We start from the raw sequence: 24,000 nt of genomic DNA, 5'->3' as shown, positions 1-24,000 counted from the left end.
TCTTCAGCATCCACAAGGCCTGCTCCCGGGGAGCAGGCCTTTTTTGTTTAGGGCAGAGCTGCCGCCCGGCACTCCGGTAGATGCTAGCTTTACGGCGTACTTTTCTGCTGCCGCTATGCCGACCTATCCTTTCCTGCTCGTCGACGCCTTCACGACTACCGCCCTGGGCGGCAACCCCTGCGCCGTGGTGCTCGACGCCGACGACCTTTCCGCCGACGCCATGCAGCGCCTGGCCCGGGAGTTTAACCAGTCGGAAACGGCCTTCGTGCGCGGCTCGGCCACGGCCGGGTTCGGGGTGCGCTACTTCACCCCCGCCGAGGAAATTCCGCTGGCCGGCCACCCGACCATTGCCACCATCACGGCGCTGCTGCACACCGGCCGCCTGCCCCTGACCGGCCGCACCGAGTTGAAGCTGGAGCTGCTGCACGGCCCCATCGACATTGCCGTAGAGCCCTGCGCCGACGGCCAGCCGGCCCAGGTGCTGATGACCCAGCGCCGGCCCGTGTTCGGCACCGTGCACGACCCGGCCGTGGTGCTGCCCCTGTTTGGCCTCACCCCCGACGACCTACTGCCCGGCTCCCTGGTGCAAACCGTCAGTACGGGCACGCCCCAGCTCATGCTGCTGCTGCGCGACCACGCCGCGCTGCGCCGCTCCCACGTTCCCGACGCGGCAGCCTTTGCCCGCTACCGTGCCAGCAGCGACTTTTTCAGCCCCCACCTGTTTTGCCTGGGCGGGGCTACGGCGGCCGGCCACACTTTTGCCCGCCACTTCGGCACCCCACCCGATATTGCCGAAGACCCCGTGACGGGCTCGGCGACCGGGGGCATGGCGGCCTACCTGTGGCACCACGGCTATTTGCCGCAGCCCGAGTTCGTGGCCGAGCAGGGCCACTGGCTGGGCCGGGCCGGCACGGTGCACGTCAGCATCGCCGGCCCCCGCGAAGCCATTGAGTCGGTGACCATCGGTGGGCAGGGCGTGGTCGTGGTGGAGGGCCGGCTGGCGCTGTAAACCGGCCGGAAAGCGGAGCCGGAGCGCAACTCCGGCGGGCCGGCGGGTGTTTAGAGAACGGGCCCGGCCACCACGCTGCCGGGCCCGCTAACCTTCTATCTGCCCCGTATGCCCGAATTGCCCGAAGTAGAAACCTACCGTCGTTTTCTCGACGAGCTTATCGTAGATCAAACCATTACGGCCCTGGAAGTGCGCGACGCCCACGTGCTCGGCACCGATGAGGACACGCTGCGCCAGCGCCTGGTGGGCCAGCGCGTGACGGCCACCCGCCGCCTCGGCAAAAACTGCTTTCTGGAGCTCGGCGACGGCTCGGCCCTGGTTTTGCACTTTGGCATGACCGGCGACGTGGGCGCCTACCGCGACGACCACGACGCGCCCCGCTTCACCCGCGTGGCCCTGCACCTGGCCACCGGGCTGCGCATTGCCTTCATCGACCCACGCAAGTTTGGCCGCATCCGCCACGCGGCCAGCGTGGAAAGCTACCAGCAGGCCAAAAAGCTGGGTCCCGATGCCCTGGACGTGACGGCGGCGCACTTGCAGCAGAAATTGGGATCCAAGAAGATGTTTATCAAGCCCTTACTACTGGATCAGAGCGTGACGGCGGGGCTGGGCAACTGGATTGTGGACGAAGTGCTGTTCCAAGCCAAAATTCACCCGGAGCGGCGGGCCAATACGCTTACGGCGAAGGAGTTCAAAGCCCTGGAGCAGGCTATTCAGCTGGTGCTGAGTACGGCCATCGGGCACGAGGCCACGTACCGCCACTTCCCGGCCTCCTTCCTGATTCATGCCCGCGAGTGGGATACCTCGGCCACGCCCGGCACCGAGCAGCACCTGTTCTGCCCGCGCCACCCGAAGGTACATATAGCAAAAAGCTATGTTGGAGGCCGGGCTACGTATATCTGTCCGCGCTGCCAGCCCGTTCCGACCGAGACAGAATAATACTATTCACCTTATCAAAAACCCTTCTTATGACACCATAGGAAGGGTTTTTCTGTATACTACATAGTTGAAGCACAAAATCTTATGTTTGATTTGTCGAGTATAACTTTGTCTATATAATGTTTGAATAATTGTCTTTTTCCGCGAAAGTCTGAACCAAGTGTATTACCTTTGAGTTAGGTCCACATCTTCAAAGCGGGAGCGGAGAAGAAAATGTGAAGTTGGAAAGAAAAAATCATTGCTTATGCCTCACGGCTACTACGCGTTTTTGCGTGTTGTTTCACTCACCAAATTGTCGTTTTCATGAAGAAACTGCCCATTTTCCTGAGCCTGGCGGCTGCCACCCTGTCGATGGCGGCCTGTAATAAAGAGTTGGATGAAGTAGCGGAGCCTGTTCAGGAAGTTGCAGCTGTGAAATCCCAATCGGCCACGGAGCTGCTCTCGACTGGCAGCTGGAAGCTGACGGACCTGACCTCGCGCACCGTGACGGCTGGTTCGCCTGAAACGCCGACCGTTAGCATGTTTGCCCGCTTGAAGCCGTCGTTGCGCGACAACGTCATCGACTACAAGAGCGGCGGGGCTTACAGCGTGAGTGAAGGCTCGCTGAAAGCCACCGACCAAAGCCCCCAGCTGCTCAGCGGCGCGTGGCAGCTGAGCGCCAAAGGCGACTCGCTGATTGTTCGCCAGGAGAACGTGGTTCGCCGCTTCGCCATTGCCGAGCTGACCCCGACCACGCTGCGCCTCAACCACTCGGAAGGCACCAATCCCGTGACGACTTACACGTCGGTTTTCGGGCACTAATACGCTTTACCCCACCGTTCATTATTGCCAATACGCCTCCCTTCCAGCCGGAAGGGAGGCGTATTTTTTTGCGCGGGGCCGGCGCCGGGCCTTAGTTGTTGCTCAACTCATTATTGTCCCGCTCGGCCTTGCGGGTCAGCGCCGTCAGCCACGAGCGGGACACTGCCGACTCACTTTCATAGCCGGGCCGCCGCTCGTTGCCCAGCTCGCCGGTGCGGCTGGGCAGCACCTGGTTTACCCAGCCCAGCAGGTCGCTGGTGGTGCCGGGCAGCAGGCCGTGCAGGCCCGAGAGCAGCTTGGCGGGCAGCCCCAGAATGATTTCGGCGTCGCCCCGGCGGCAGGCGTTCCAGATCTGGCGGGCGGCCTTGTCGGCGTCGAGGGTGAAGGCGGGCAGGGAGTCGGCAATGATGAACGAGGCGTATTCCTTCTGGTGCTGGCCTTTCACCAGCGCGTGCCGGGCGCTGCCGGTACGCATCAGGCCGGGGCACACCGTCGTGACCAGAATGCCCTGCTGGAGTAGCTCGGCCCGGAAGGCTTCGGACAGACCCACCAGCGCGAATTTGCTGGCGCAATACGGCGCCAGGTGCGGCACGGCCACCTTGCCGCCCACGGAGGCAATGTTGACGATGCGGCCTTCGCCGCGCTGCCGCATGCCGGGCAGCACGGCCTGCATGGCGTGCAGCGGGGCCCAAAAGTGCGTATCCATCGAGTCCTGGTAGTCGCGCAGGTCGGTGTGGTCGAGCGGGCCGGCCGTGATGATGCCGGCATTGTTGACGAGCACCTCAATGGCCCCGAGCTGCTGCTGCACCTCGGCCACCAGCGAATGAACCTCGGCCGCATCGGTCAGGTCGCGGGCCAGGGCCAGCACTTCGGCCCCGTCGGCGGTGAGTTCCTGCCGGGCCCGCTCCAGCTCGGCCGCGTCGCGGGCGCAGATGGCCACGCGGGCTCCTTCGGCCACCGCCTGCCGGGCCAGAATCAGGCCCAGGCCGCGCGAGCCGCCAGTAATAAGCACGACCCGGCCCTGTAGGTCATAAAATCCGCGGCGGTTGCTCCACAAGGATGCGGCGGCCACCAGGGCGCCCACGCCGACGGCCGTCAGCCAGTTGTTTCGGGTTTCTCGCTTCATACTTGCTTGTAAGCAAAGCGCCCGGAAAGGTTACACGCCGCGCCCGGCCGGGCAAGAAAATAACCGGCCGCAACGTTTCCAGCGTCTACCGTGTCCTTTTTGGCACCATCTTTACACCGGCAAGGTTCTTAGCTTTCTTACTACCTGCCTTTTTGCCCCGATGTTCCCGACGACGATGATGAAGAAGTCCTTGCTGGCCGCGGCCCTGTTCCTGCCGGCCGCGCTGCACGCCCAAACCGGCCCGGCTAAGTCTAAAACCAAGACGGAAGTGGCGGGCACCACGGTGAAAACCAAGGCCAAGACCCCGGCCCCGGCCCCCGGTAAGCCCGCCGCGGCCAAGCCCGTGCCCACGCCTTCGGCCGAGAAAGTGGACGCCAAAGCCACGGCCCTCACCGACAACATGCGCCAGGCCCTGAACCTGACGCCGGCCCAGACCGAGAAAGTGCGTCAGATCAACCTGACCAGCGTACGCAACGTGGAAACGGCCCGCCTGCAGTACCGCGGCGACGTGCGCAAGCTCAACGCGGTGGTCGACGACATCGGCCAGTCGCGCCTAGCGATGCTGAAAGACGTGCTGGCCCCGGATCAGTTTGCCAAGTACCAGCGCAAGCGCGAGGAGAAAATGGGTGTGCCCACGGCCACCGGCAGCCAGGGCAACGGCGTGCCCGGCCTGCCCAGCCGCGACGAATAAATTCCGGCCTGTTTTCCGGGTGGCGGGGCGGTCTGAGAAGGCCGCCCCGCTTTCGTTTGGGAGCCTCCTGATGCCGGCCAGCCGGCCTGAGCGGGGGCGGCGAAATCGGGTCCGGGTTCAACAAAACGGACCGGGCCGGGGTTAGGCAGGCAGTCAGCGCGTGGCCCACGCGCTTTTTGCTCACTTACTCTTTGTGCATGCCGCTCGTTTTAGACAGCCTGATTTTTGACCTCGACGGCACCCTCTGGGACGCCACGGCCACCGTAACGGAAGGCTTCCGCCGGGCCCGGCGGCGGGTCGATTACGTGACTACCGACATTACCCTGGACGCCGTGCGCGCCGTGACCGGCCAGCCCTACCCGGTGGTGTACGAGCGGCTTTTTCCCTACCTCAGCCCCGGGCAGCGCGAAGAGTTCCGGCTGATCTGCGCCGAGGAAGAGCTGGCCAGCGCCCGGCAGCAGGGCGGACGGCCTTACCCGCAACTGCGGGAAACGTTGGCGTATCTGGCCCAGCAATACCGGCTGTTTATCGTCAGCAACTGCCAGACGGGCTACATCGAGGCTTTTCTGGAGCACAGCGGCACGGGCCACTTCTTCGAGGGGCACCAGTGCTTCGGTACCAAAGGCCTGCCCAAAGCCGACAACGTCCGCGAAATTATTGCCCGGTATGCGCTGCAAGCCCCGGCCTACGTGGGCGACACCGACGGCGACTACCAGGCCAGCCGGGCCAACGCCGTGCCGTTCATTTTTGCCGCCTACGGCTTCGGCGAAGCGCCCGAGTGGGACGCCCGCCTCGGGCAGTTCAGCGACCTGCAAGGTATGCTATAGAGGAAGCGGGCGGGTTGCTAGGCCTTGAAGGTTTCCCAGCCCAGCTTCAGGATAAGTCCGCACACGACCACCAGGAACAGCACCCGCACGAAGCCGACGCCTTTGCGGACCGCCAGGCGGGCTCCCAGCGTGGAACCCAGCATGTTGCAGGCCGCCATGGGCAGGGCAATGTGCCAGACGATGTGGCCCGTGGAAGCAAAATACGCCAGGCTGGTCAGGTTGGTGGCCACGTTTACCAGCTTGGAAGAGGCCGAGGCGCTCAGGAAGTCGTAGCCGAACAGGCCCACGAAGGCAAACAGCAGAAAGCTGCCGGTGCCGGGCCCGAAAAAGCCGTCGTAGAAACCGATGACCAGCCCGATGAGGGCCCCGTAGAACGGCTCCTTGCGCTCGGGCAGGCGCGGGGCGTGAATCGAGCCAAACTCCTTGCGCCAGAAGGTGTAGATGGCAATGACGACCAGCAGGCCCAGCACCAGGGGCCGCATCAGCTCGGCGGGCAGCCGGCTCACCAGCCGGGCCCCGACAAACGAAAATACCCCGGCCGTAACGGCCGCCACGCCCACGGCCCGCCAGCGGATGGGCACCTGCCCCATGTAGCGCCGCAGGGCCGCCGCCGTGCCCGCCGCCGACGAGACTTTGCCCGTGCCCAGCACCGTGGGCAGCGGCACGCCCGGCAGCAGCAGCAGCATGGCCGGCAGCTGAATCAGGCCGCCGCCCCCCACGATTGAATCAATAAAACCGGCCAGCAGCGCGAAGGCGCAGAGCAGCGCCAGGGTACCATCGAGAAATTCCATAGAAGGCGGCAAAGATAGGCGCCCGCCGCTGTGCCCGGCGGGCGCCGGGCGCTTTTCTTCCCGCGCTTTCAGACCCTTAGCCCCGGGCCGCGCCCCAAGTTGTACCCCGCAGGCAAATCTGCCGTACATTCGGCCCATGACCGAAAATCTAACCCAGCGCAGCCGGATGCTGACGCTGGCGGGTGTGCTGCTGGCGCTGTTTCTGAGCTCCCTCGACCAAACCATCGTGGCCACGGCCCTGCCGCGCATCGTGGCCGAGCTGCACGGCTTCGACCGGTTTGCCTGGGTGGCCACGGCCTATTTGGCGGCCAGCACGGCCCTGGTACCGGTGTATGGCAAGCTGGCCGACATGTACTCGCGCCGCAACATCGAAGTCACGGCCATTCTAATTTTCCTGGTGGGCTCGGCGCTGTGCGGGCTGGCCGGCGAGTTTGGCTCCCTGCCGCTGCTGGGCGACGGGATGAGCCAGCTGATTATTTTCCGGGCCGTGCAGGGCTTGGGCGGGGCGGGTCTGCTGGCTATGGCCTTCATTATCATTGCCGATTTGTTTCCACCCGCCGTGCGGGGCAAGTACCAGGGCTACGTGGGGGCTACGTTCGGGCTTTCCTCGGTGCTGGGGCCGTTTCTGGGCGGCTTGCTCACCGACCACGGCTCGGGCCTGCTGCCCGGCATTGCGGGCTGGCGGCTGGTGTTCTACGTCAATCTGCCCCTGGGTTTGCTGGCGTTGTGGTTTATTCTGGGCCGCATGCCGCGCCTGCGGCCCCGGGGTCAGCACAAGCCCCTCGATTATTTATCGGCCTTGCTGCTGATGGCCGGCCTGGTGCCGCTGGTGCTGGGCCTGCAGCTCAACAAAACCCAGCACGGCTGGACTGCGCCGCTCACCCTGAGCTTGTTTGCCGCCGCCCTGCTGTTGCTGCTGCTGTTCGTGCTTCGCTCCCTGCGGTCCGACAACCCCATTCTGGACCTGACGCTGTTTCGGAATCCGGTATTCCGGGCGGCCAACATTGCGACGTTTCTGCTGGGCGGCGCTTTTCTGAGCATCGTCATCTTCGAGCCCCTGTTCATGGTCAACGTGCTGGGCGTATCGGCCACCCGGGCCGGCCTGAGCTTGATTCCGCTGTCGTTGGGCGTGGTAGGCGGCTCGATGCTGGCCGGGCAGATGGTGGCGCGCTTCGGGCACTACAAGCGCTGGATGCTGGCCGGCGGTCTGCTCTTACTTTCCGGCCAGGCCCTGCTGGCGACCATGCCGCCCACGGTTTCCTACGAGCAGGTGCTGCTCTACGTGCTGCTCTGTGGCCTGGGTCTGGGTCCCTGCATGCCGCTCTACACCCTGGCTATTCAGAACGCCATTGACCCGCGCCTGACCGGCCAAGCCACTTCGGCCAGCCAGTTTTTCCGGCAGATCGGAGGCGTGGTGGCCGCGGCCCTGCTCGGCACGGTGCTGACCATGAGCCTGGCCCAGACCCTGCCCCCGACTCCCGCCCCGGCCGCGGCCCCCACGGAGCTAGCAATTGAAGGCGCGCCGGCCACCGTGGCCCTGGCGCCGCCAACGCCCGCGGTGCGCGCGGCCTTCACCCACGCCATTTCGCGGGTGTACCTGTGCACGCTCTGCCTGGTGCTCTGCGGCTGGATTGCCACGCTGTTCGTGCCGGATCTGCCCCTGCGCACGTCCAACGCCGTGAAGTCCCAGCCGGTGCTGGCCACGCAGGGAGCTAAGTAGGCCGCCGAAACTACTGGGGGCCAGAGTTGGTTTTACTGGCAGAAAACACCCGGCGGCGCCCGTTCGGCGCCGCCTTATTTCTGCAACTGACTATGAGCAATACCCCTCTTCGCCTGAGCATCCTCGACCAGTCGCCGGTGCGGCAGGGCGGCACGGCCCGCCAGGCCATTCTGGAAACCATTGAGCTGGCCCAGCTGGCCGACCGCCTGGGCTACACCCGCTACTGGGTGTCGGAACATCATAACACGCCTACGCTGGCCGGCTCGACGCCGGAAGTGCTGATGGCCCACCTGGCCGGCATCACCCAGCGGATACGGGTAGGCTCGGGCGGCGTGATGCTGCCCCACTACAGCGCCCTGAAGGTGGCCGAAAACTTCCGCATGCTCGAAACCCTGTTTCCGGGCCGCATCGACCTGGGCATCGGCCGCGCCCCCGGCTCCGACCGGCTGACGGCCTCGGTACTGAACCCGGCGAACAGCTTCACCGAGTCCGACTTCATCGAGCAGCTCATGGATCTGAGCCGCTACCTGACCGACACCGCAGAGCCCGACACCATTCAGGAAAAAGTGAAGGCGACGCCCCTGGCTACCACCGTGCCCGAGCCCTGGATTCTGAGCTCCAGCGGGCAAAGCGGCCTGTTTGCGGCCTATCTGGGCATGGCTTTTTCCTTCGCCCACTTCATCAACCCGGTAGGCGGGCCCCAGATGGTGCGCATGTACCAAGACCGGTTCAAGCCCTCGGAGCACCTGCAAAAACCATTGGCGAACGTAGCTATTTTTGTACTCTGCGCCGAAACCGAGGAAAAAGCCCGGCAGCTGCACCAGTCGTTGGCCGTGCAAATGCTGCGCCTAGAGCAGGGGCAGCGCACCCAGATGCCGCCCTACGAAGAAATTAAAGATTACCAATATTCGGCCGCCGAGCAGGAGCGCCTGGCCTACAACTGGCAGCGTATCATCAGCGGCACGCCCAGCCAGCTCAAAGAGCAGATAACCGACTTAGCTCAGCAGTACGGGGTTGAGGAAGTGGTAGCCGTGACCATCACCTACGATTTTGCCGACCGGCTTCGCTCCTACGAGCTGCTGGCCGAGGCATTTGCACTTACGCCCGCCGCCGAGCCGGTAGCCGTCCGCTAGAAGGTTTTTGGCTAGCCCGGCAAATTTATACGAAGCTTCGGATGGTTACATCCGGAGCTTTTTGTATTTTTGCCGCCTTCCTTTTACGCTGATTTCTCCTAACTCGATGAATAAGAGTTTTTTCCTGCTGGTCTTTCTGCTCAGCCTGGCTTCGGCCGCCTGCGCCCAGTCGCCGAGCAAAGAGCTGTACACGGCCGTCGTGAAAAACAAGCCCGCCGACGCGGAAGCCCTGCTCAAAGCCGGCGCCGACGTGAATGCGGCCATCGAGCTGGTCCCCGGCTTCCCGACGACTTACCTCATTACGGCCGCCGGCAACGGCAACCTGGAGCTGGTGAAGGCCCTGGTAAAGTACAAGGCCCAGGTCAACAAGCCCGACGCCTTCAAGGGCACGGCCCTCATGGCAGCCGCCTCGAAAGGTAACAAGGCCATTGTCGAGTTTCTGCTGGCCAGCGGCGCCGACACTAAAGTCAAAGACGACGAAGGCAAGGACGCCCTGGCCCACGCCAAGGAAGGCGGCAACAAGGAAGTAGTAGCCCTGATTGAGCAAAAGATGATGTAGGCCCGGCCGTTGGCCGCGCGCCAACCCGCTGCCAGCCAACCTTTGCCCCGGCCCGGCCCCGACTATTGCGGAGCCAGACCGGGGCAAATTGCGTTTTCAGGGGTTTCTTTGCCCGACCTCAACCCCTGCTGCCCCGTACAAGCGCCTATGTCTGCCCCCAACCCTGCCCCTGCCGCCTCCCCCGCCCCCGCTTCCCCCGGCCTGCTGGCCCGCCTCGGCATCGACTGGTTTCTGGGGGCGCTGCTGCTCGTGGTGGGCCTGGCCTACCTAGCGCCCGGCGTGGGCAGCAAAAGCAGCCCCGTGCCGTGGTCGGCGCTGACGACCGGGGGCGTGGCCGTCATTTTCTTCTTCTACGGCCTGCGCCTCAGCACCGAAAAGCTGCGGGCCGGCATGCGCAATTGGCGGCTGCACCTGGTTACGCAGAGCGCGACGTTCGTGCTGTTTCCGCTGCTGGCTCTGGCCGTGCGGCCCTTTTTTCACGGGGCCAAAGGCGAGGCGCTCTGGGCCAGCATCTTCTTTCTGGCCACCCTGCCGTCGACCGTTTCCACTTCGGTGGTCATGGTTTCCATTGCCCAGGGCAACCTGCCGGCCGCTATTTTCAACGCCAGCATTTCCAGCCTGCTGGGCATTCTGCTCACGCCGCTCTGGGTCAATTTGGTGCTGCACACCGGCGCGGCCCAGGTGGGGCTGGGGGGCATGGCCGCCAGCCTGGGCGGGCAGGTGCTGCTGCCGGTGGCCCTGGGCATGGCCCTGAACTCCCGCTTCGGAGCCTGGGCCGAGGCGCACCGCCAGCAGCTGCGCGTGTTCGATCAGCTCATTATTCTGGCCCTGGTGTACACGTCCTTCTGCGAGTCGTTTGCCGAAAACCTGTTTCAGGACTACCAGGCTACCGACCTGCTGGGCCTGGCCGCGGGCATGGTGGCGCTGTTCCTGCTCATTTTCGGCCTGATTACCTTGATCAGCCGCCTGCTGGGCTTCTCCGACGAAGACCGGATTACGGCCGTGTTCTGCGGCTCCAAGAAGTCGTTGGTGCACGGCACGGTGCTGGCCAAGGTGCTCTTTGCCAACACCATTGCCCTGGGCACGCTGCTGCTGCCCCTGATGCTCTACCACGCCCTGCAGATCATGATGGCCAGCGTGATGGCCCAGGCCGTGGGGCGCCGCATGAAAGCGCAGCAGCCCGCTCCCGCCCCGGCTGGCCGCTAAGCTCGACGCTAGATAAAAGCTCGTTTTTTACTACCCTGAGGCTGAGGGCAAAATCTTGTTCGTACCGCACTTATCCCGCTCTACGTCGTCTAAAGGCCGTTTTTCACCGTATAGAGGTCAATGTTATCCGCGAATCAGAATAATTTCTCACTTGATATGAACTATCAAATGAGAAATATGATTGTGGCCCTGAAAACATAAAACATCTACTATGCTTACGGTGCAGTTGGCAAATGCTGGTTTCTACAAAATTTCCTGGCCCACCCAAGTGGCCGAGGGTACCACTTTTATCCGGCCCGGCGCCCGCGAGTCGGTGCGCGTGTTCGTCCCCCGCGACTCGTCGGAAGTGGAGGTGTACGCCGGCGCGCTGAAGGAAGGCCGCCTGGTGTACCAGGGCCCCGCCAGTGCCGCCGCGCAGCTCGCCCTGCTGGCCCTGCCCAACAACTAACCTTCTGCCCATCTGGGCTTTTCGGACAAGGCCTGCTGCCGATGCGGCAACGGCTTACCTCCCACACGAAAACGGCGTCCGGGCTACCCCGGACGCCGTTTTTCGTTTCTTCGCCAGACCGCTGCGGCATGCTCAACGGAGCTTCTGCGCCAGAAAAGCCAGGGTGAGGGCCCAGGCTTCCTGGGCGGCTTCGGGGTGGTAGCTGGGCCGCTCGTCGCAGTGGAAGCCGTGGTCAGCGTAGGAAATAATGGTGTTGACGTAGGGCTTGCCGGCCGCGTCGAGGGCCGCCGTGATGGTGTCGACCTGCGCCCGGGGAATGTGCTTATCCTGCCCGCCCCAGAAAAACAGGTGGGGCGCGTGCAATTCGGCGGCGCGCCCGGCCAGGTGGTGGGTGCCCCCGCCGTAGTACGACACGCCGGCGGCCAGCGGCAGCACCGCGTTGGCCAGAAACGCCACCCGGCCGCCCAGGCAGAACCCGATGCTGCCGATGCTGGCGGTTACCGAAGGCTGGGCCCGCAGCCAGTCGTAGCTGGCCCGCAAGTCGGCGGTGAGACCCTCGGGCGTGAGGGCCTGGTAATGCGGAGCGGCGCCGGGAAAGTCGGCGTACGGAATTTCCCGGCCCGGCGCGGCCGTGCGGTGATACAGCTCGGGCGCCACCACCACGTAGCCGGCCTGGGCCAGCCGGTCGGCCACCGAGCGGATGTGGTGGTTGACGCCGAAGGCTTCCTGCAGCAGAATCAGGCCGGGGTGCGGACCCTCGGTGACCGGCAAGGCCGTGTAGGCGTTGAACTGGGTGGCGTCGGCAGCGGCGGTAAGGGTAACGGCGTTGGGGTAGCTCATGCGGAGGTTGTGGAGTTGACGGAACGGGAAGTAGCTAAAGCCCTGGATGGCTGTTTTGTTTCTGGTGCCGAAGTAGGCTGCATCCGCTACGGCTACGTCGATTTATCAGGCGGCGCGGTGTACTTTTAACCCAATGAAACCGACCCGCCTCCTGTATTCTCTCTGTATACTGGCTATAATGAGCTTCGGACCCGGCCCGGCTTCCCGAGTGCCGACGCGGCAGGCTCCCACCGATGGCAACACCATCAAGCTGCTGGCTCTCAACCAGCCGCCCTGCGCCACCCCGGGCAAAGATGCCGTAATTACCGCCCGGCTGGCCTACTCCCTGGCCGCGCAGGAACAGGCCCCCGACGGCTACGAAGTATCCATCAAGTTTCAGACGCCCAACCCGCGCGTGACGTTTTCCAGCACCCTGCTCGGGCAAGTGAAGCTTACCCAGCGCCGCGACACGCTGACGCTGAGCTACCCGCTGGCCGTCATCTGGAACAATCCCAAGCTGCTGCGGCCCCTGACCTGCTACTTCTACCTGCACCGCAACCTGGGCAACGGCCGCAGCACCGTCATTGCCCAGACGCCGCCCATCGTGTTCCGGGAATGCCTGTAAAAGCAAAGCGCCCGGTAACACGACCTTGCCCTCACCCCAGCTTTTAAAGCGTTCCGGCTGCAAGCCGAAATGCTTTTTCCAGTGTTGCTGCAGCAACTACCCCGGCCAAAACCCAACACAGACTACTCAGCTACTGCCCGCCTCCTACCCCATGACCATACTCTTGAGTTGCCTGTTGTTTTTCAATCTGCTGTGTTTCCTACTGTTCGCCTTGGATAAACGGAAAGCCCAACGGGCCCAGCGGCGCATTTCCGAAAAGACGCTGCACCTCGCGACGCTGCCGGGCGCCGCGCCCGGTGCTTGGGCAGCTATATTCTTGCTGCACCATAAAAACCGCAAAGCCGCTTTCTGGGGTGTTACCCTGGTGCTGACGCTGTTGCAAGGGGCAGCTCTCTATTTCACGTTGCCCTATTTGCAGGCGCAGCTTTAACCGGGTCAAACGTCGGCGTGCCGGTAACTGGGCCATGCACCAGTCAGGCACTGGCGTTTCTGAGCCGAAGCACAGTACGGGCATTTGATGCGGGCAAAAAACCCCGATCTGCCTTACCCCCGCATCTGCAAGAGCCGCACGATCAGGCCCGTCCAGCCGGTTTGGTGGTTGGCGCCCATGCCCCGGCCATTGTCGCCGTGGAAGTACTCGTGGAAGAGCAGGTGGTCCCGGAAATACGGGTCGGTTTGCAGCTTCTCTTCGGTGCCGAAGGCCGGGCGGCGGCCGGCGGCGTCGCGCAGCAACAGCTTGCTCAGGCGCCCGGCCAGGGCGGTGGCTACTTCCTGCAGGTTGAGGTAGGTACCGGAGCCCGTCGGGTATTCCACCCGGAACTTGTCGCCGTAGTAGAAGTAGAACCGCTGCAACGACTCGATGATCAGGTAGTTGATAGGCAGCCAGATGGGGCCGCGCCAGTTGGAGTTGCCCCCGAACATGCCCGACTCGGCCTCGCCCGGCACGTACTCCACCGTGAAGTCGGCTTCCTCGGTGCTGAACACGTAGGGGTGCGCCAGGTGGTAGCGCGACATGGCCCGGATGCCGAACTCGGACAGAAACTCACGCTCGTCGAGCATGCGGCTGAGCAGGCGCTTGAGGCGGGAGCGGCGCAGCAGGCCCAGCAGGTGGCGCGCCCCGCGGCCCGGCTCTTCCCAGCGGCTCACGAGTTGGGCCAGGTGGGGCCGGTTGGCGAGCAGCCACCGGGCCCGGGCCGTAAACTCGGGCATGGCGTCGAGCAGGTCCTGCTCCACCACTTCCACCGCAAACAGCGGAATCAGGCCCACGATGGAGCGCACTTTCAGCTTGGTACGCTTCTCGTCGGGGGTGTGCAGCACGTCGTAGTAGAAGCCGTCTTCCTCGTCCCAGAGGTTGAAAAGCCCGTCGCCGCCCCGGGTCATGGCGTCGGCGATGTAGAGGAAGTGCTCGAAGAACTTGCCGGCCATTTCCTGGTACACGGGGTTGGTTTTGGCCAGTTCCAGGGCAATGCGCATCATGTTCAGGGCAAACATGGCCATCCAGCTCGTGCCGTCGCTCTGCTCAATGAAGCCGCCGGTGGGCAGCGGGGCGCTCCGGTCGAACACCCCGATGTTGTCGAGGCCCAGGAAGCCGCCCTCGAAGATGTTCCGCTCGCTCTTGTCCTTGCGGTTTACCCACCACGTGAAGTTCAAAGCCAGCTTATGGAACACGGCTTCCAGAAACACCGTGTCGCCCCGGCCCTCGTTGAGCTTCTTGTCCATCTTGTATACCCGCCAGGTGGCCCAGGCGTGCACCGGCGGGTTCACGTCCGAGAAGTTCCACTCGTAGGCCGGCAGCTGCCCGTTGGGGTGCATGTACCGGTCGCGGGTGAGCAGGCGCAGCTGCTCCTTGGCAAAGCCCGCATCGACCATGGCCAGCGGAATGCAGTGGAAAGCCAAATCCCAGGCCGCGTACCAGGGATACTCCCACTTGTCGGGCATCGAAATCAGGTCGGCGTTGTGCAGGTGCGGCCAGTGGCGGTTGCGGCCCCGGGCACGCTCGGTGGGCGGCGTAAGCACCGCCGGGTCGCCGGCCAGCCACTGGGTTACGTCGTAGTAATAAAACTGCTTGCTCCAGAGCATGCCCGCGAAGGCCTGGCGCTGCACGTTGCGGGCGTCGGGGTCCGGCAGGTTTTCCTGGAGGCAGTCGTAGAACTCGTCGGCGTCCTGCTGGCGGGCCGCCACCACCGCGTCGAAGTCGGCGAACGGGGCCGCCAGCGCCGCCGCGCTCAGCCGCAGCCGCACCGTGGCCGACTGTCCCGGCGGCAGCAGCAGCTCGTACTGGGCCGCTACTTTGGTGCCCCGCTGCGCCTCGTTGATGGCCGCCGCGTCGCCCTCGACCACGAAGTCGTTGATGCCGTCCTTGAAGTGCCGGCCCTCGGCGGGCAGGTCGTAGAGGCGGGGGCCGTTGGTTTCGTTCTCGCAAAACAGCAGCCGCGGTGCCTGGTCGCAGTAGAAGTGGTAGCGGCCCAGCTGCGGGTGCTCGGCCTGCACCACGCCGGGGCCGGTTTCGCGCAGCCCCGGCCGCGCGGCGGCGGCATTGTCCCAGCTCCAGGTGTTGCGGAACCAGAGCTGGGGCAGCACCTGCACCGGGGCTTTCTTCGGGCCCCGGTTGTGTACCGTCACCTGCATCAGCACGTCGTCGGGGCCGGCCTTGGCGTACTCCACGAACACGTCGAAGTAGCGGTTCTGGTCGAAGATGCCGGTGTCGAGCAGCTCGTACTCGGGCTGCTGCCGGGTGCGGCGGGCGTTTTCCTTCACCAGCTTCCGGTACGGAAACGCGCGCTGCGGATACTTATACAGCATCTTCAGGTAGGAGTGCGTGGGGGTGCTGTCGAGGTAGTAGTACAGCTCCTTCACGTCCTCGCCGTGGTTGCCCTGCCCGTTGGTGAGGCCAAAGAGCCGCTCCTTCAGAATCTCGTCCTGCCCGTTCCACAGCGCCACGGCCAGGCACAGCTGCTGCTGGTCGTCCGAGATGCCCCCGATGCCTTCCTCGCCCCAGCGGTAAGCCTTGCTGCGGGCCATGTCGTGGCTGATGTAGTCCCAGGCGTTGCCGTCGGCACTGTAGTCTTCGCGCACCGTGCCCCACTGCCGCTCGGTGAGGTAGGGGCCAAACTTCTTCCAGGAAGCCTTGTGCGCGTTATGCTCCGCTAAGCGTAGTTGTTCCTGCGTCATACTCAAACATTATCGTCCCTGAATATACCACGCCGCCCGCACATTGGGGCAGCGGGCGGGGCCTGGGCCCGGCTCCGGGCCAGCAGGCCCGGCAGGCCCGGCCCCCCGAATCGGGCCGGATGAAGTTCTGCCCTACTCCGTTTTCGGCGGCGGGGTTGTTGCGGAGGAGGTGAGAAGTGTAGTATTGCTGCGAGTGGTTTTCGTAATTAGCGGCCCGTCCTCACTTAGTGCCTCCTATTCAGCATGAAGTATTCGTTACCCGAGCAGGTTATCCGCAAAGCCTTTTTTCTTTCGGTATGGTGCCTGGAGCAATGCTCTGCCATGACGCCCTACCACCAGAAGATAGCCGCCCTCAACAAGCTGCCCGAAGGCACCGTCGGCAAAGAATTAGCCACCTGTCTGCTGGCCCGCAATCTGACTTTGGTGCCCGGTTTCGAAAGCCACGACTTAAAGCACGTGGTGCTCGACTACGAAATGGAGCCGCTGGGCGAAATCCGTTTGCAGGCCTTCATGCTGGGCAATGGCAACTGGACGCTGCCGAGCCTGCTTATCTTCCTTTTTGGCCTGCTGCTGCTGCCCCAGCACTGGCGGCTGTTTCGGCAGGACTTCAAGGCTGGCCAACGGTGCCCGGCCCTGGCAACGCTGGAAATCGAAGACTGCCAGGAGCAGCCCCTGCCCGAACTCCGAAAACTCATTTTCAGCCGTTACCACGAAATAAAGCCCACGATGAAGCCAACTCCTCACCTGCGCCTCAGCACTCTGGCTAGCTACTGCCTGCTGGTCGTCGGAACCGCCGCCATGCTGTTTTGCTACCCCTTCCTGTGGTCATCCAACCTGGCCGACTTGGTGGGCGCGGGCTTTCCTTTCGTGGCCGGAGCCATTTTCGTGGTCGGCGGCTTGCTGAACCTCACGTTGCAGTCGGCCACGCGGGCCGGGCAAGCCAAGCCCTGACGCCAGCCGCCGACCAGCCTGCACTTCCCCAGCGTTACGGTTGCGAAGCTCGGCCGTTTGCCCTACCTTCCCTTCCCTCCCTACTCCTGCTTATTCTACCGCCCGCCTATTGCTATAGTCCCCGGTCTTTTTTCCGTCAAAAGCGCCGGTTTTCTTTTCCATTTCTACCCTCTTTTATCCCTCTTATCATGGCAAAAGACACCAATGCCCTCACCCAGGGCCTGTCCGGTAAAGTATCGGGCCTCGTCTTCCGCCGCAACGCCAACGGCACCGTTACCGTCGGCAACGCCCCCCGCCCCTCCTCCAAAGCGCCCACCGAGGAGGCCCTGGCCCAGCGCCAGCGCTTCCAGCAGGCCGCCTTCTACGGCCGGGCCATCCAGCAGGACCCCGCCCTGAAAGCGGCCTACGAAACCGGCAAAGACACGAACACCAACAGCAGCTACCTGGTAGCCGTGGCCGACTACCTCAGCGCGCCCGCCATCCGCCACGTTGACTTTAGCGCCTACCGTGGCCAGCCCGGCGACGTTATCCTGGTTCAGGCTACCGACAACTTTGCCGTGGCCGACGTGCGCGTGCTCATTCAGAACCCCGATGGCAGCCTGGTCGAGGAAGGCCCCGCCCAGCCCGAGCCTGATGGCTTTACGTTCCGCTTCACGGCCACAGTAGCCAACGTCTCCCTCGAGGGCGACAAAATTACGGTGACCGTAGCCGACCGGCCTGGCAACCGGACGACGGAAGCCCAAACCCTGTAGCCCCGGACCAGGAGGCGGCCAGCTAAAATACAATTCCCGAAATACCCCCGCGGCCGTCTCCCCTGGATCTTCCCTGGACCTCCCCGCCATCTTCCCCGGAGGCCGACCCGGCAAAATACCATTTCACCGTAGCGTTAGCCCTTGCCGCCCCCAGTGGCAAGGGCTTTTTGCGCCCCGCCCGCCCCGCCGGCGAGGCGGGCGTCACGCCGGCCGCCTACTGCCCGATCCAGGCGCGGCGCAACGCCCGCTGGGCCGGCGTGAGCTGGGCCATGATGCTGATGGTGGCCGTTTTTTCCTCGTAGCGCAGCCCCACCTTGGCCAGGGTTTCGGCCAGGGGCAGCGGCTGTCCCTGCTCCAGGTAGGCCCGGAAAAAGCCGCGCATCGCGGGGTAGGTCAGCGCGGTTATCACGTCGAACAGCTCCTCATCGGCGAAGGGGCGGCTCGGGCCGTAGCGCCGGGCCAGCCGCCGCACCAGCTCCTGGGTGCCCATCGTGCCGCCCGACAGCTCCCGCAGGCGCACGTCGAGGCAGAGGTTGAACAAGGCCCCTTTCAGGTAGAAGTTGTAGTACTGGTCCGGGCGCGTCAGGACCAGCCGACTCAGCTCCGTCAGGGCCAGCGTATTATCGAACTGCCGCATGTCCCGGGCCTTGCTTTCCAGCCCGGCCACAAACTCGGGCAGGGTTTGCAGCCGCTGCCGGATGGCCATGTGCACGGTAGCGTACTCGGTCAGGCCCTCATATAGCCAGAGGTGGGCCGAGAAGGTCGGCTGGCGGAAGTCGTAGCTTTCGATTTCGCGGGAATGGATGTTCAGCGGCGTCACGATGTGGAAAAACTCGTGGGTTGTGAGGCGGCGCAGAAACGGGCCGAGGTCCGCCAGCCCCGGCGACTCCAGCAGGCACAGCGTCGACTGGCTGTGCTCCAGGCCGTCGCCCAGGTAGCTGCCCGGCCGGCCCTGGGCGTGGTACACCAGAAAGGCGTAGGAATCGACGGGCAGGCGCCCCCCCAGGTAGGCCCGCTGGGCTTCGAGCAACGGCTTCAGCGACCGGGCCAGCGTGGGCGCGTAGTGGCGTTGCGTGGTAGCGTAGAGCGCCACCTGCACCTTGGTCTGGCCCAGTTGCAGCCAGGCCGTGTCGGGGCGGGCATACAGCACCGGTGCATCCACCAGGGCCCGGTAGCTGGGCGCCCGCACCACGTCCACGGAGTCGTTCAGGGGCTGGGGCGGGCGGTGCGAGGCGCCGTAGTAGCCGGCGGGCCGGGTGAAGCGTACCTCATAGGGCCGGGCGTGGCCTTCGAGGTAGCCCACGAAGGTGTTGTAGTTGAGCACGTAGGCGCTATCGGGCTGGTAGGCGCTGCCGGCCGAGCGGTACAGGGTGCCCGCCTCCCCCGCCACGTGGTGAAACTGGTCCCAGGTATCGGCCACGGAGTAGGTGAGGCGGCGCAGGCGGCGGGCATCGGCAATAACCCAGCTGTTGGTATCCTGGCGCGTAACGGACAGGGGCTCATTGTCGGGGCCCAGCGCCGTGAGTTCCGTCACGTAGCGCCCAAAGTTCAGGGCCCCGTAAATGCCGGGCACACTCTTGGGCATGACGAAGACGACCTGCCGCTGCCGGGTAGGCGGCACCTGCACCTCCACCCGCAGCCGGTCGTGGTCGGGGCGGCGCAGGTTTACGCGGTAGCGGTAGATGGCCTTGCTGGTGGCGGCCGGCGTGTGGGGAGTTGTGCAGGCCCCTGGCAGAAGCAGGGTCAGCAACGCTAGATATGGTTGCACAGGTCGGGTAGTAAGAGCCATACGCGGCGCTACGGTTGGGGTGAGCCGGGAAGATGCACGACTCCCCTCTACCGTTGCCCGGGCCGGGTGCTTTGAAACCACCGAAGCCGCCCCTTCCCAGGAGCGGCTTCGCCAAGTCTTCTAAAATTCAGCCCGTCCTGCGCCGTCCGGCTCCCCCTCTCCTTTTTCGGAGAGGGGGCTGGGGGGTGAGGCGCACGTCCGGGGGGTGAGGCGCACGTCCAGGCGCACGACCGGGCCCCCTACACAAACACCCCGTTCAGCAAGCCCGCCAGCCGGATACCGGCCTGCAAGAGGCGGTCTTCCACGGTGGGCAGGTGGCCGGGCACGTACTTATAGTCGAAGGTGGCGTTCTGGGCGGTTTCGGCGTAGAGCTGCTGACTGATGGAGTACGACTCCCAGAGCCACTGCGTGATGCCGTCTTTCTGCCACTGCTGCACCTGCAAGGGCGTGGGCCTGTCGAGCAGCACGGCCAGCTCCGAGTAGGTCATGCCCTCGTAGTCGAGCAGGCCGCTGTCCCAGAGGCTGTGCAGGTTGGTGTCTTTGCCCTGGTACTTCACCGTAATGGCGTTGCCGCCCTTGTCCTCGGCCCGGCTCACGTGCATGGGCTGGTGCACGTCGCCCACGATGTGAATCACGAACTTGAGGGCCACCACTTTCTGCTCCTTGGTGGCTTTGGGGTCTTTCAGCTGCTGCAGGTTCTGGTTCAGGGCCAGGTAGGCGTTGGGCTCCTGCATGCTGGTCACCACGCCGGTGTACTCGGCAAAGGGCAGGCCCAGGGCGGTATTGATGAAGTGCCAGGGCGCCGTGGCCTCGTACTCTTCCGAGTAGCGCACCTCGTCGGCCCAGGTCGTTACCAGCGGCAGCCGCTCAGAGCCCAGCAGCGCGGCCACCTGGTCCTTGGCTTTCTTGGTCAAATGGTTTTCGGCAATCTTACCCACTACCCGGTGCCCCTGCACGCCCCAGGCCATCAGGCTGAAGGGCAACACGCTAAAGCACACCAGGGCAACACACTTTTTGAACATAACTACGAAAGAGAAAGACGACAAACCCGTCGGATGAGGAATAGAGAGCAGACCGGGAAACCAGAGCAAACCGCAAAAGTAGCACGAAAGCCAGCATTGCGCCGCACCCGGGCCGGGGCGGGCCGAGCAGTAGGCGCTTTGCGCGCCGTTGCCCACCTTTGCAGCCGGCGCCCTACCGCCAATAACCCGCAACCGGCTTTACCGTTGCACCAGCGCCGACGTTTTCCGCCCCACCTTGCCCGCTTCTTCCGCTATGCCCATTGGTCCCGCCCCCGACACGCTGCACCCGCTGCCCCACCACCACAAGCTGGTATTCCTCAAAAACATCATCACCCGCCCCACCATCACCGTCGGCGACTATACCTACTACGACGACTTCGACGACCCGCTCAACTTTGAGCGCAACGTGCTCTACCACTTCGATTTTATCGGCGACCAGCTCATTATTGGCCGCTTCTGCGCCATTGCCTCGGGGGTGAAGTTCATCATGAACGGCGGCAACCACGAAACCAGCCCCGTTTCCACGTTCCCCTTCGCCATTTTCGGCCACGGCTGGGAAACCAGTGCCCGGGGCGTGGCCATCCACGAAAAGTACCCCTCCAAAGGCGACACCCACATCGGCCACGACGTCTGGATTGGCCACGCGGCTACCATCATGCCCGGGGTGCGCGTCGGCAACGGGGCCATCATCGCCACCCACGCCGTCGTCACGGCCGACGTGCCCGACTACGCCATCGTGGGCGGCAACCCGGCCAGGGTCATCCGCTACCGTTTCGACGCGCCCACGGTAGCGCGGCTCAACCAGCTAGCCTGGTGGCACTGGGACGCCGCCAAAATCACCCGCAACCTTCACCTGCTCAACGCCGCCGACCTCGACGCGCTGGAGCAGTGCCAGTAGCCGCCCAACGCTACTTCACCGCGCAGGTCAGGCTCAGATAATACAGCCCCCCGATGCTGGGCCCGCCCAGAAAGGAGGTGTAATACCGGTTCAGCACGTTGGTAGCCCCTAGCTTGAGGCGCACGTCGGGGCGGACCAGGGGGTAGCTGAGCTGGGCGTCGAGCGAGCCGTAGGCCGGCACGGTGCCCGTCACCAGAAACGTCTGGGAGTAGTAGCCCTGCTGCCAGTGGTAGCTCACGCTGCCGCCCAGGCGCCGCAACAGCGTCTCGTCGCCCAGGCTCAGATTCAGCATCCAGCGCGGGGTGTTGAAGCCGTCCTCCAGCCCGTCCCCCGATTCGGTGCGGGCCAGGCGGGCGTAGGTGGCGTTGGCCCCGGCCAGCAGCCCGCCGGCCCCCTCGTAGCGCAGCCCCACCGAGCCCCCGAAGTTGAACACCCTCGACTGGGCGTTGGTCCAGAGGCGGTAGCGGTTCTGCCCGGCGCGGGTGCTCAGGTAGAGGGCGGCCGAGTCGGGGTTCAGGGTTTTGGGCACGTAGGCTTCCACCTGGGCAATAAAGTCGCGGTAGGCGTTGTAGTAGCAGTCCACGTCGAGCAGCAGGCGGCCGTCGGGCACCAGCGCGGCCTTGTAGCCCAGCTCCAGGGACCGGATCTGCTCGGGTCGCAGGTAGGTGTAGGGGTTGCGGCGCAGCAGGCCCTGGTTGGCGGCAATGGCCTGGCTCTGCTTCTGGGCCGGCGTCAGCGTGGTCGAGGTATTGGCATTCACGCTGGCCGTCACGGCCGCGTTGAAGGCGTCGATGCTGCTGCGCAGGTAGCTGTTCTCAAACACCCCCGCCGACATCACCCGCAGCCCGCCGATGCGCTTCACCTGCCCGCTGTTCACGTTGGAAAAGCCCTCAAACAAGCTCGGAAACCGGTAGCCGCGCTGGTAGCTCACCCGGAAATTGTGGCGCGCCGTGGGCGAGTACACGGCCGTGAAGCGCGGGTTGAAGCGCAGATCGAAGTAGTCGTTCTTGTCGGCGCGCACGGTGGCCGTCAGCCGCAGCCGCTGCCCCAGCAGCCGCGCCCCGGCCTGCACGAAGCCCCCGGTTTTGCCGTACGTCAGCGCGCTGTAGGGGTCCTGGCCGGGCGCGGGGTTGATGAAGTAGTTGCCGTCGGGCTGAATGACGTAGGTGCGGTGGTCGGCCCCGGCCAGCAGGTCGAGGGCGGTGGGCAGCGGCAGGCGGCCACCGCGGCGCAGCAGCTCGGCCACGTTCAGCTGCCCCTCGGCGTGCACCAGGTCGGCGCGCACGCGCAGGGCCGCGCCCTGGTCCCAGTTGTTGATGTTCTGCAACTCCCCGAGCTTCTCCTCGAACAGGGCGGTGCCGGGCTGGTAGCGGCCCGCGTCGGCGGCGGCCCGGCCGGCCTGGTGGGCCTGGGCCACGCTCTGCCGGGCCGCAATGGCCTGGTCATACGCCGCCCCGTAGTCACTGATCCAGGCGTTGTCGGGCTTGTAATTACGGTCCAGGTTTTCGGCCATCGAGCGGAGGTTGTAGCTGCGGCCCGTGTTTTCGCGGGTGAGGTAGGCGCGGGCCTGCACCACCGGGCTACGCAGCTGCACAGCGTGCTGCTGGAGCTGGTAGCGTTGCAGCTGAAACCGGTTGGAGCGCTGGTACACGTTGTCGAACACGGCCACCCGGTAGGTGTAGCTCAGCTCGGTGCCGGCCCGGGGCCGGAAGTGCAGCGCCGCGTCGGCCTTGCGGTTTTGCAGGCGGTAGTCCACCACGTCCTGCTCCTGGTAGCCGGTGCGGGCCACCGAGTAGGTTTTGCCGCCCCGCCGAAACGCAATCCGGTCCGACGACTCGTTGCCGTAGCTGTTCACCGGGTCGCGGGCCGGGTTGTCGGCCCCCAGCAGCCCGGTGGTGGCGTTGCCGTCGGGGTTCAGCTCGGTCTGGTCGCGGGCTACCCAGTCGTAGCCCCGGCTGTAGGTACCGTTTACCTTGAACGCCAGCCGGGGCGTCAGCACCCGGGCGTAGCGCACGCTGGTTTCAGAATACACCTTCACGCCCACGTCGGCGTCCCGCACGTGGTTGAGGCCGGTTTTTTGCTGCGCGCTCAGCCCCGCCGAGTTGAACGGGCTCAGGGTACTGAAATTGGCCAGGCCGTTAATGGCATTGAGCCCGTAGAGGGCGGCGGCCGTACCCGGCACGATTTCCACGCTGGCAATGTCCAGGTCGCTCGGCCCCAGCGCGTTGCCGATGGGCCCGCCGATGTGGGGCGCCTGGTTGTCGATGCCGTCGACGAGCTGCACAAACCGCACGTTGGTGGTATTGGCAAAGCCCCTAGCGTTGAGCACCTTAAACCCCAGGCTGGGCGTGAGCACCTGCACGCCCTTCACGCCCTCCAGCGCGTCGAAAAACGAGGGCGCGGGCGTCAGGCGCAGGGCCCGGGCCCCGAGCTTCTCCACCGTCACAGGCGACTGTAAAATACTTTCCTCCACCCGCGAGGCCGTAATGACTACCTCGCCCAGCTGCAGCCGGGTGGTGTCGGGGCGCGCGGGGGCCTGGGCCACTACCACGCCCGGGCTTCCACCCAGACCCAGCAGCAGGATCAGGAGTTTTACGTTCCAGGGGCTGTCAATTCGGGTAACGTTGCGCATAGGCACCGGTTCATGCAGGTCGTTATATTTATTCAAACATAACGCTTAACACCCCAGATGGTTTTCCCGCCGGGCCGCGCCCTGGTGCCAA

The 24,000-nt window shown here is 64.7% G+C and carries 22 protein-coding genes; 15 read left to right on the top strand and 7 right to left on the bottom strand.

The annotated features are described in order from the left end of the window. The first annotated feature begins 115 nt into the window (after window positions 1-115). From E5K00_RS02115 to E5K00_RS02105, 3 genes are all read left to right on the top strand, one after another. Window positions 116-1,009, top strand: coding sequence for a PhzF family phenazine biosynthesis protein (locus tag E5K00_RS02115; RefSeq protein ID WP_135461207.1), 894 nt, complete (start codon window positions 116-118; stop codon window positions 1,007-1,009). A gap of 108 nt (window positions 1,010-1,117) precedes the next feature. After that, complete coding sequence (gene mutM / locus E5K00_RS02110) at window positions 1,118-1,948, top strand: DNA-formamidopyrimidine glycosylase (protein WP_135461205.1); 831 nt, start codon at window positions 1,118-1,120, stop codon at window positions 1,946-1,948. Between the two features lie 303 nt (window positions 1,949-2,251). Continuing rightward, complete coding sequence (locus E5K00_RS02105; RefSeq protein WP_135461203.1) at window positions 2,252-2,749, top strand: hypothetical protein; 498 nt, start codon at window positions 2,252-2,254, stop codon at window positions 2,747-2,749. Between the two features lie 91 nt (window positions 2,750-2,840). Here the strand turns inward: E5K00_RS02105 and E5K00_RS02100 are convergent, their stop codons facing one another. Further along, window positions 2,841-3,875 carry an SDR family NAD(P)-dependent oxidoreductase gene (locus tag E5K00_RS02100; RefSeq protein WP_135461201.1) on the bottom strand — a complete coding sequence of 345 codons (1,035 nt, stop codon included), beginning with the start codon at window positions 3,873-3,875 and terminating at the stop codon, window positions 2,841-2,843. Between the two features lie 160 nt (window positions 3,876-4,035). On the opposite strand from E5K00_RS02100, the gene E5K00_RS02095 reads away from it, so the two are divergent. After that, window positions 4,036-4,566 carry a hypothetical protein gene (locus tag E5K00_RS02095; protein WP_135461199.1) on the top strand — a complete coding sequence of 177 codons (531 nt, stop codon included), beginning with the start codon at window positions 4,036-4,038 and terminating at the stop codon, window positions 4,564-4,566. A gap of 197 nt (window positions 4,567-4,763) precedes the next feature. Next, window positions 4,764-5,393: an HAD family hydrolase gene (locus E5K00_RS02090; RefSeq protein WP_135461197.1), complete on the top strand. Its 630-nt coding sequence runs from the start codon at window positions 4,764-4,766 to the stop codon at window positions 5,391-5,393. Window positions 5,394-5,410: 17 nt separating this feature from the next. On the opposite strand, the gene E5K00_RS02085 is transcribed toward E5K00_RS02090, so the two are convergent. After that, window positions 5,411-6,184 (bottom strand): sulfite exporter TauE/SafE family protein, encoded by a 774-nt coding sequence (locus E5K00_RS02085; protein ID WP_135461195.1) that lies wholly within the window; start codon window positions 6,182-6,184, stop codon window positions 5,411-5,413. A gap of 136 nt (window positions 6,185-6,320) precedes the next feature. Here E5K00_RS02085 and E5K00_RS02080 point away from each other — a divergent pair, with 136 nt between their 5' ends. From E5K00_RS02080 to E5K00_RS02060, 5 genes are all read left to right on the top strand, one after another. Continuing rightward, window positions 6,321-7,904, top strand: a complete 1,584-nt coding sequence (locus E5K00_RS02080; RefSeq protein WP_245328187.1) for an MDR family MFS transporter — start codon at window positions 6,321-6,323, stop codon at window positions 7,902-7,904. Window positions 7,905-7,996: 92 nt separating this feature from the next. Further along, complete coding sequence (locus E5K00_RS02075; RefSeq protein WP_135461193.1) at window positions 7,997-9,037, top strand: LLM class flavin-dependent oxidoreductase; 1,041 nt, start codon at window positions 7,997-7,999, stop codon at window positions 9,035-9,037. Window positions 9,038-9,143: 106 nt separating this feature from the next. After that, complete coding sequence (locus E5K00_RS02070; RefSeq protein ID WP_135461191.1) at window positions 9,144-9,596, top strand: ankyrin repeat domain-containing protein; 453 nt, start codon at window positions 9,144-9,146, stop codon at window positions 9,594-9,596. A 147-nt stretch (window positions 9,597-9,743) separates the two neighbouring features. Continuing rightward, complete coding sequence (locus tag E5K00_RS02065; protein WP_135461189.1) at window positions 9,744-10,802, top strand: bile acid:sodium symporter family protein; 1,059 nt, start codon at window positions 9,744-9,746, stop codon at window positions 10,800-10,802. A 211-nt stretch (window positions 10,803-11,013) separates the two neighbouring features. After that, on the top strand, window positions 11,014-11,250 hold the full coding sequence (locus E5K00_RS02060; RefSeq protein WP_135461187.1) for a hypothetical protein: 237 nt from the start codon (window positions 11,014-11,016) through the stop codon (window positions 11,248-11,250). A 132-nt stretch (window positions 11,251-11,382) separates the two neighbouring features. Here the strand turns inward: E5K00_RS02060 and E5K00_RS02055 are convergent, their stop codons facing one another. Next, on the bottom strand, window positions 11,383-12,090 hold the full coding sequence (locus E5K00_RS02055) for a dienelactone hydrolase family protein (RefSeq protein WP_135461185.1): 708 nt from the start codon (window positions 12,088-12,090) through the stop codon (window positions 11,383-11,385). Window positions 12,091-12,268: 178 nt separating this feature from the next. On the opposite strand from E5K00_RS02055, the gene E5K00_RS02050 reads away from it, so the two are divergent. Then, the gene (locus E5K00_RS02050) at window positions 12,269-12,694 is read left to right on the top strand and encodes a hypothetical protein (RefSeq protein WP_135461183.1); all 426 of its coding nucleotides are present in this window, start codon (window positions 12,269-12,271) and stop codon (window positions 12,692-12,694) included. A gap of 151 nt (window positions 12,695-12,845) precedes the next feature. Beyond that, window positions 12,846-13,124 (top strand): DUF1294 domain-containing protein, encoded by a 279-nt coding sequence (locus E5K00_RS02045; protein ID WP_135461181.1) that lies wholly within the window; start codon window positions 12,846-12,848, stop codon window positions 13,122-13,124. A 113-nt stretch (window positions 13,125-13,237) separates the two neighbouring features. On the opposite strand, the gene E5K00_RS02040 is transcribed toward E5K00_RS02045, so the two are convergent. Then, the gene (locus tag E5K00_RS02040; RefSeq protein WP_135461179.1) at window positions 13,238-15,865 is read right to left on the bottom strand and encodes an MGH1-like glycoside hydrolase domain-containing protein; all 2,628 of its coding nucleotides are present in this window, start codon (window positions 15,863-15,865) and stop codon (window positions 13,238-13,240) included. Between the two features lie 243 nt (window positions 15,866-16,108). Between E5K00_RS02040 and E5K00_RS02035 the strand changes: the two genes are divergently transcribed. Together E5K00_RS02035 and E5K00_RS02030 are read left to right on the top strand one after the other, a co-directional pair. After that, complete coding sequence (locus E5K00_RS02035) at window positions 16,109-16,816, top strand: hypothetical protein (protein WP_135461176.1); 708 nt, start codon at window positions 16,109-16,111, stop codon at window positions 16,814-16,816. Window positions 16,817-17,004: 188 nt separating this feature from the next. Further along, on the top strand, window positions 17,005-17,568 hold the full coding sequence (locus tag E5K00_RS02030) for a hypothetical protein (protein ID WP_135461174.1): 564 nt from the start codon (window positions 17,005-17,007) through the stop codon (window positions 17,566-17,568). Window positions 17,569-17,782: 214 nt separating this feature from the next. Here E5K00_RS02030 and E5K00_RS02025 read toward each other — a convergent pair whose 3' ends face one another. Both E5K00_RS02025 and E5K00_RS02020 read right to left on the bottom strand, forming a co-directional pair. Next, window positions 17,783-19,336: a M61 family metallopeptidase gene (locus E5K00_RS02025; RefSeq protein WP_135461172.1), complete on the bottom strand. Its 1,554-nt coding sequence runs from the start codon at window positions 19,334-19,336 to the stop codon at window positions 17,783-17,785. 260 nt (window positions 19,337-19,596) lie between these two features. Next, the gene (locus E5K00_RS02020; protein WP_135461170.1) at window positions 19,597-20,379 is read right to left on the bottom strand and encodes a S1/P1 nuclease; all 783 of its coding nucleotides are present in this window, start codon (window positions 20,377-20,379) and stop codon (window positions 19,597-19,599) included. A gap of 253 nt (window positions 20,380-20,632) precedes the next feature. Between E5K00_RS02020 and E5K00_RS02015 the strand changes: the two genes are divergently transcribed. Then, window positions 20,633-21,277, top strand: a complete 645-nt coding sequence (locus tag E5K00_RS02015; protein ID WP_135461168.1) for a CatB-related O-acetyltransferase — start codon at window positions 20,633-20,635, stop codon at window positions 21,275-21,277. Window positions 21,278-21,287: 10 nt separating this feature from the next. On the opposite strand, the gene E5K00_RS02010 is transcribed toward E5K00_RS02015, so the two are convergent. After that, window positions 21,288-23,909 (bottom strand): TonB-dependent receptor, encoded by a 2,622-nt coding sequence (locus tag E5K00_RS02010; protein WP_135461166.1) that lies wholly within the window; start codon window positions 23,907-23,909, stop codon window positions 21,288-21,290. Window positions 23,910-24,000 lie beyond the last annotated feature (91 nt).

The organism is Hymenobacter aquaticus (assembly GCF_004765605.1).
In the GTDB taxonomy this organism is placed as follows: domain Bacteria; phylum Bacteroidota; class Bacteroidia; order Cytophagales; family Hymenobacteraceae; genus Hymenobacter; species Hymenobacter aquaticus.
Note: the sequence above shows the minus strand (reverse complement) of the source record. Positions and strands in the feature narration are given on the sequence as shown.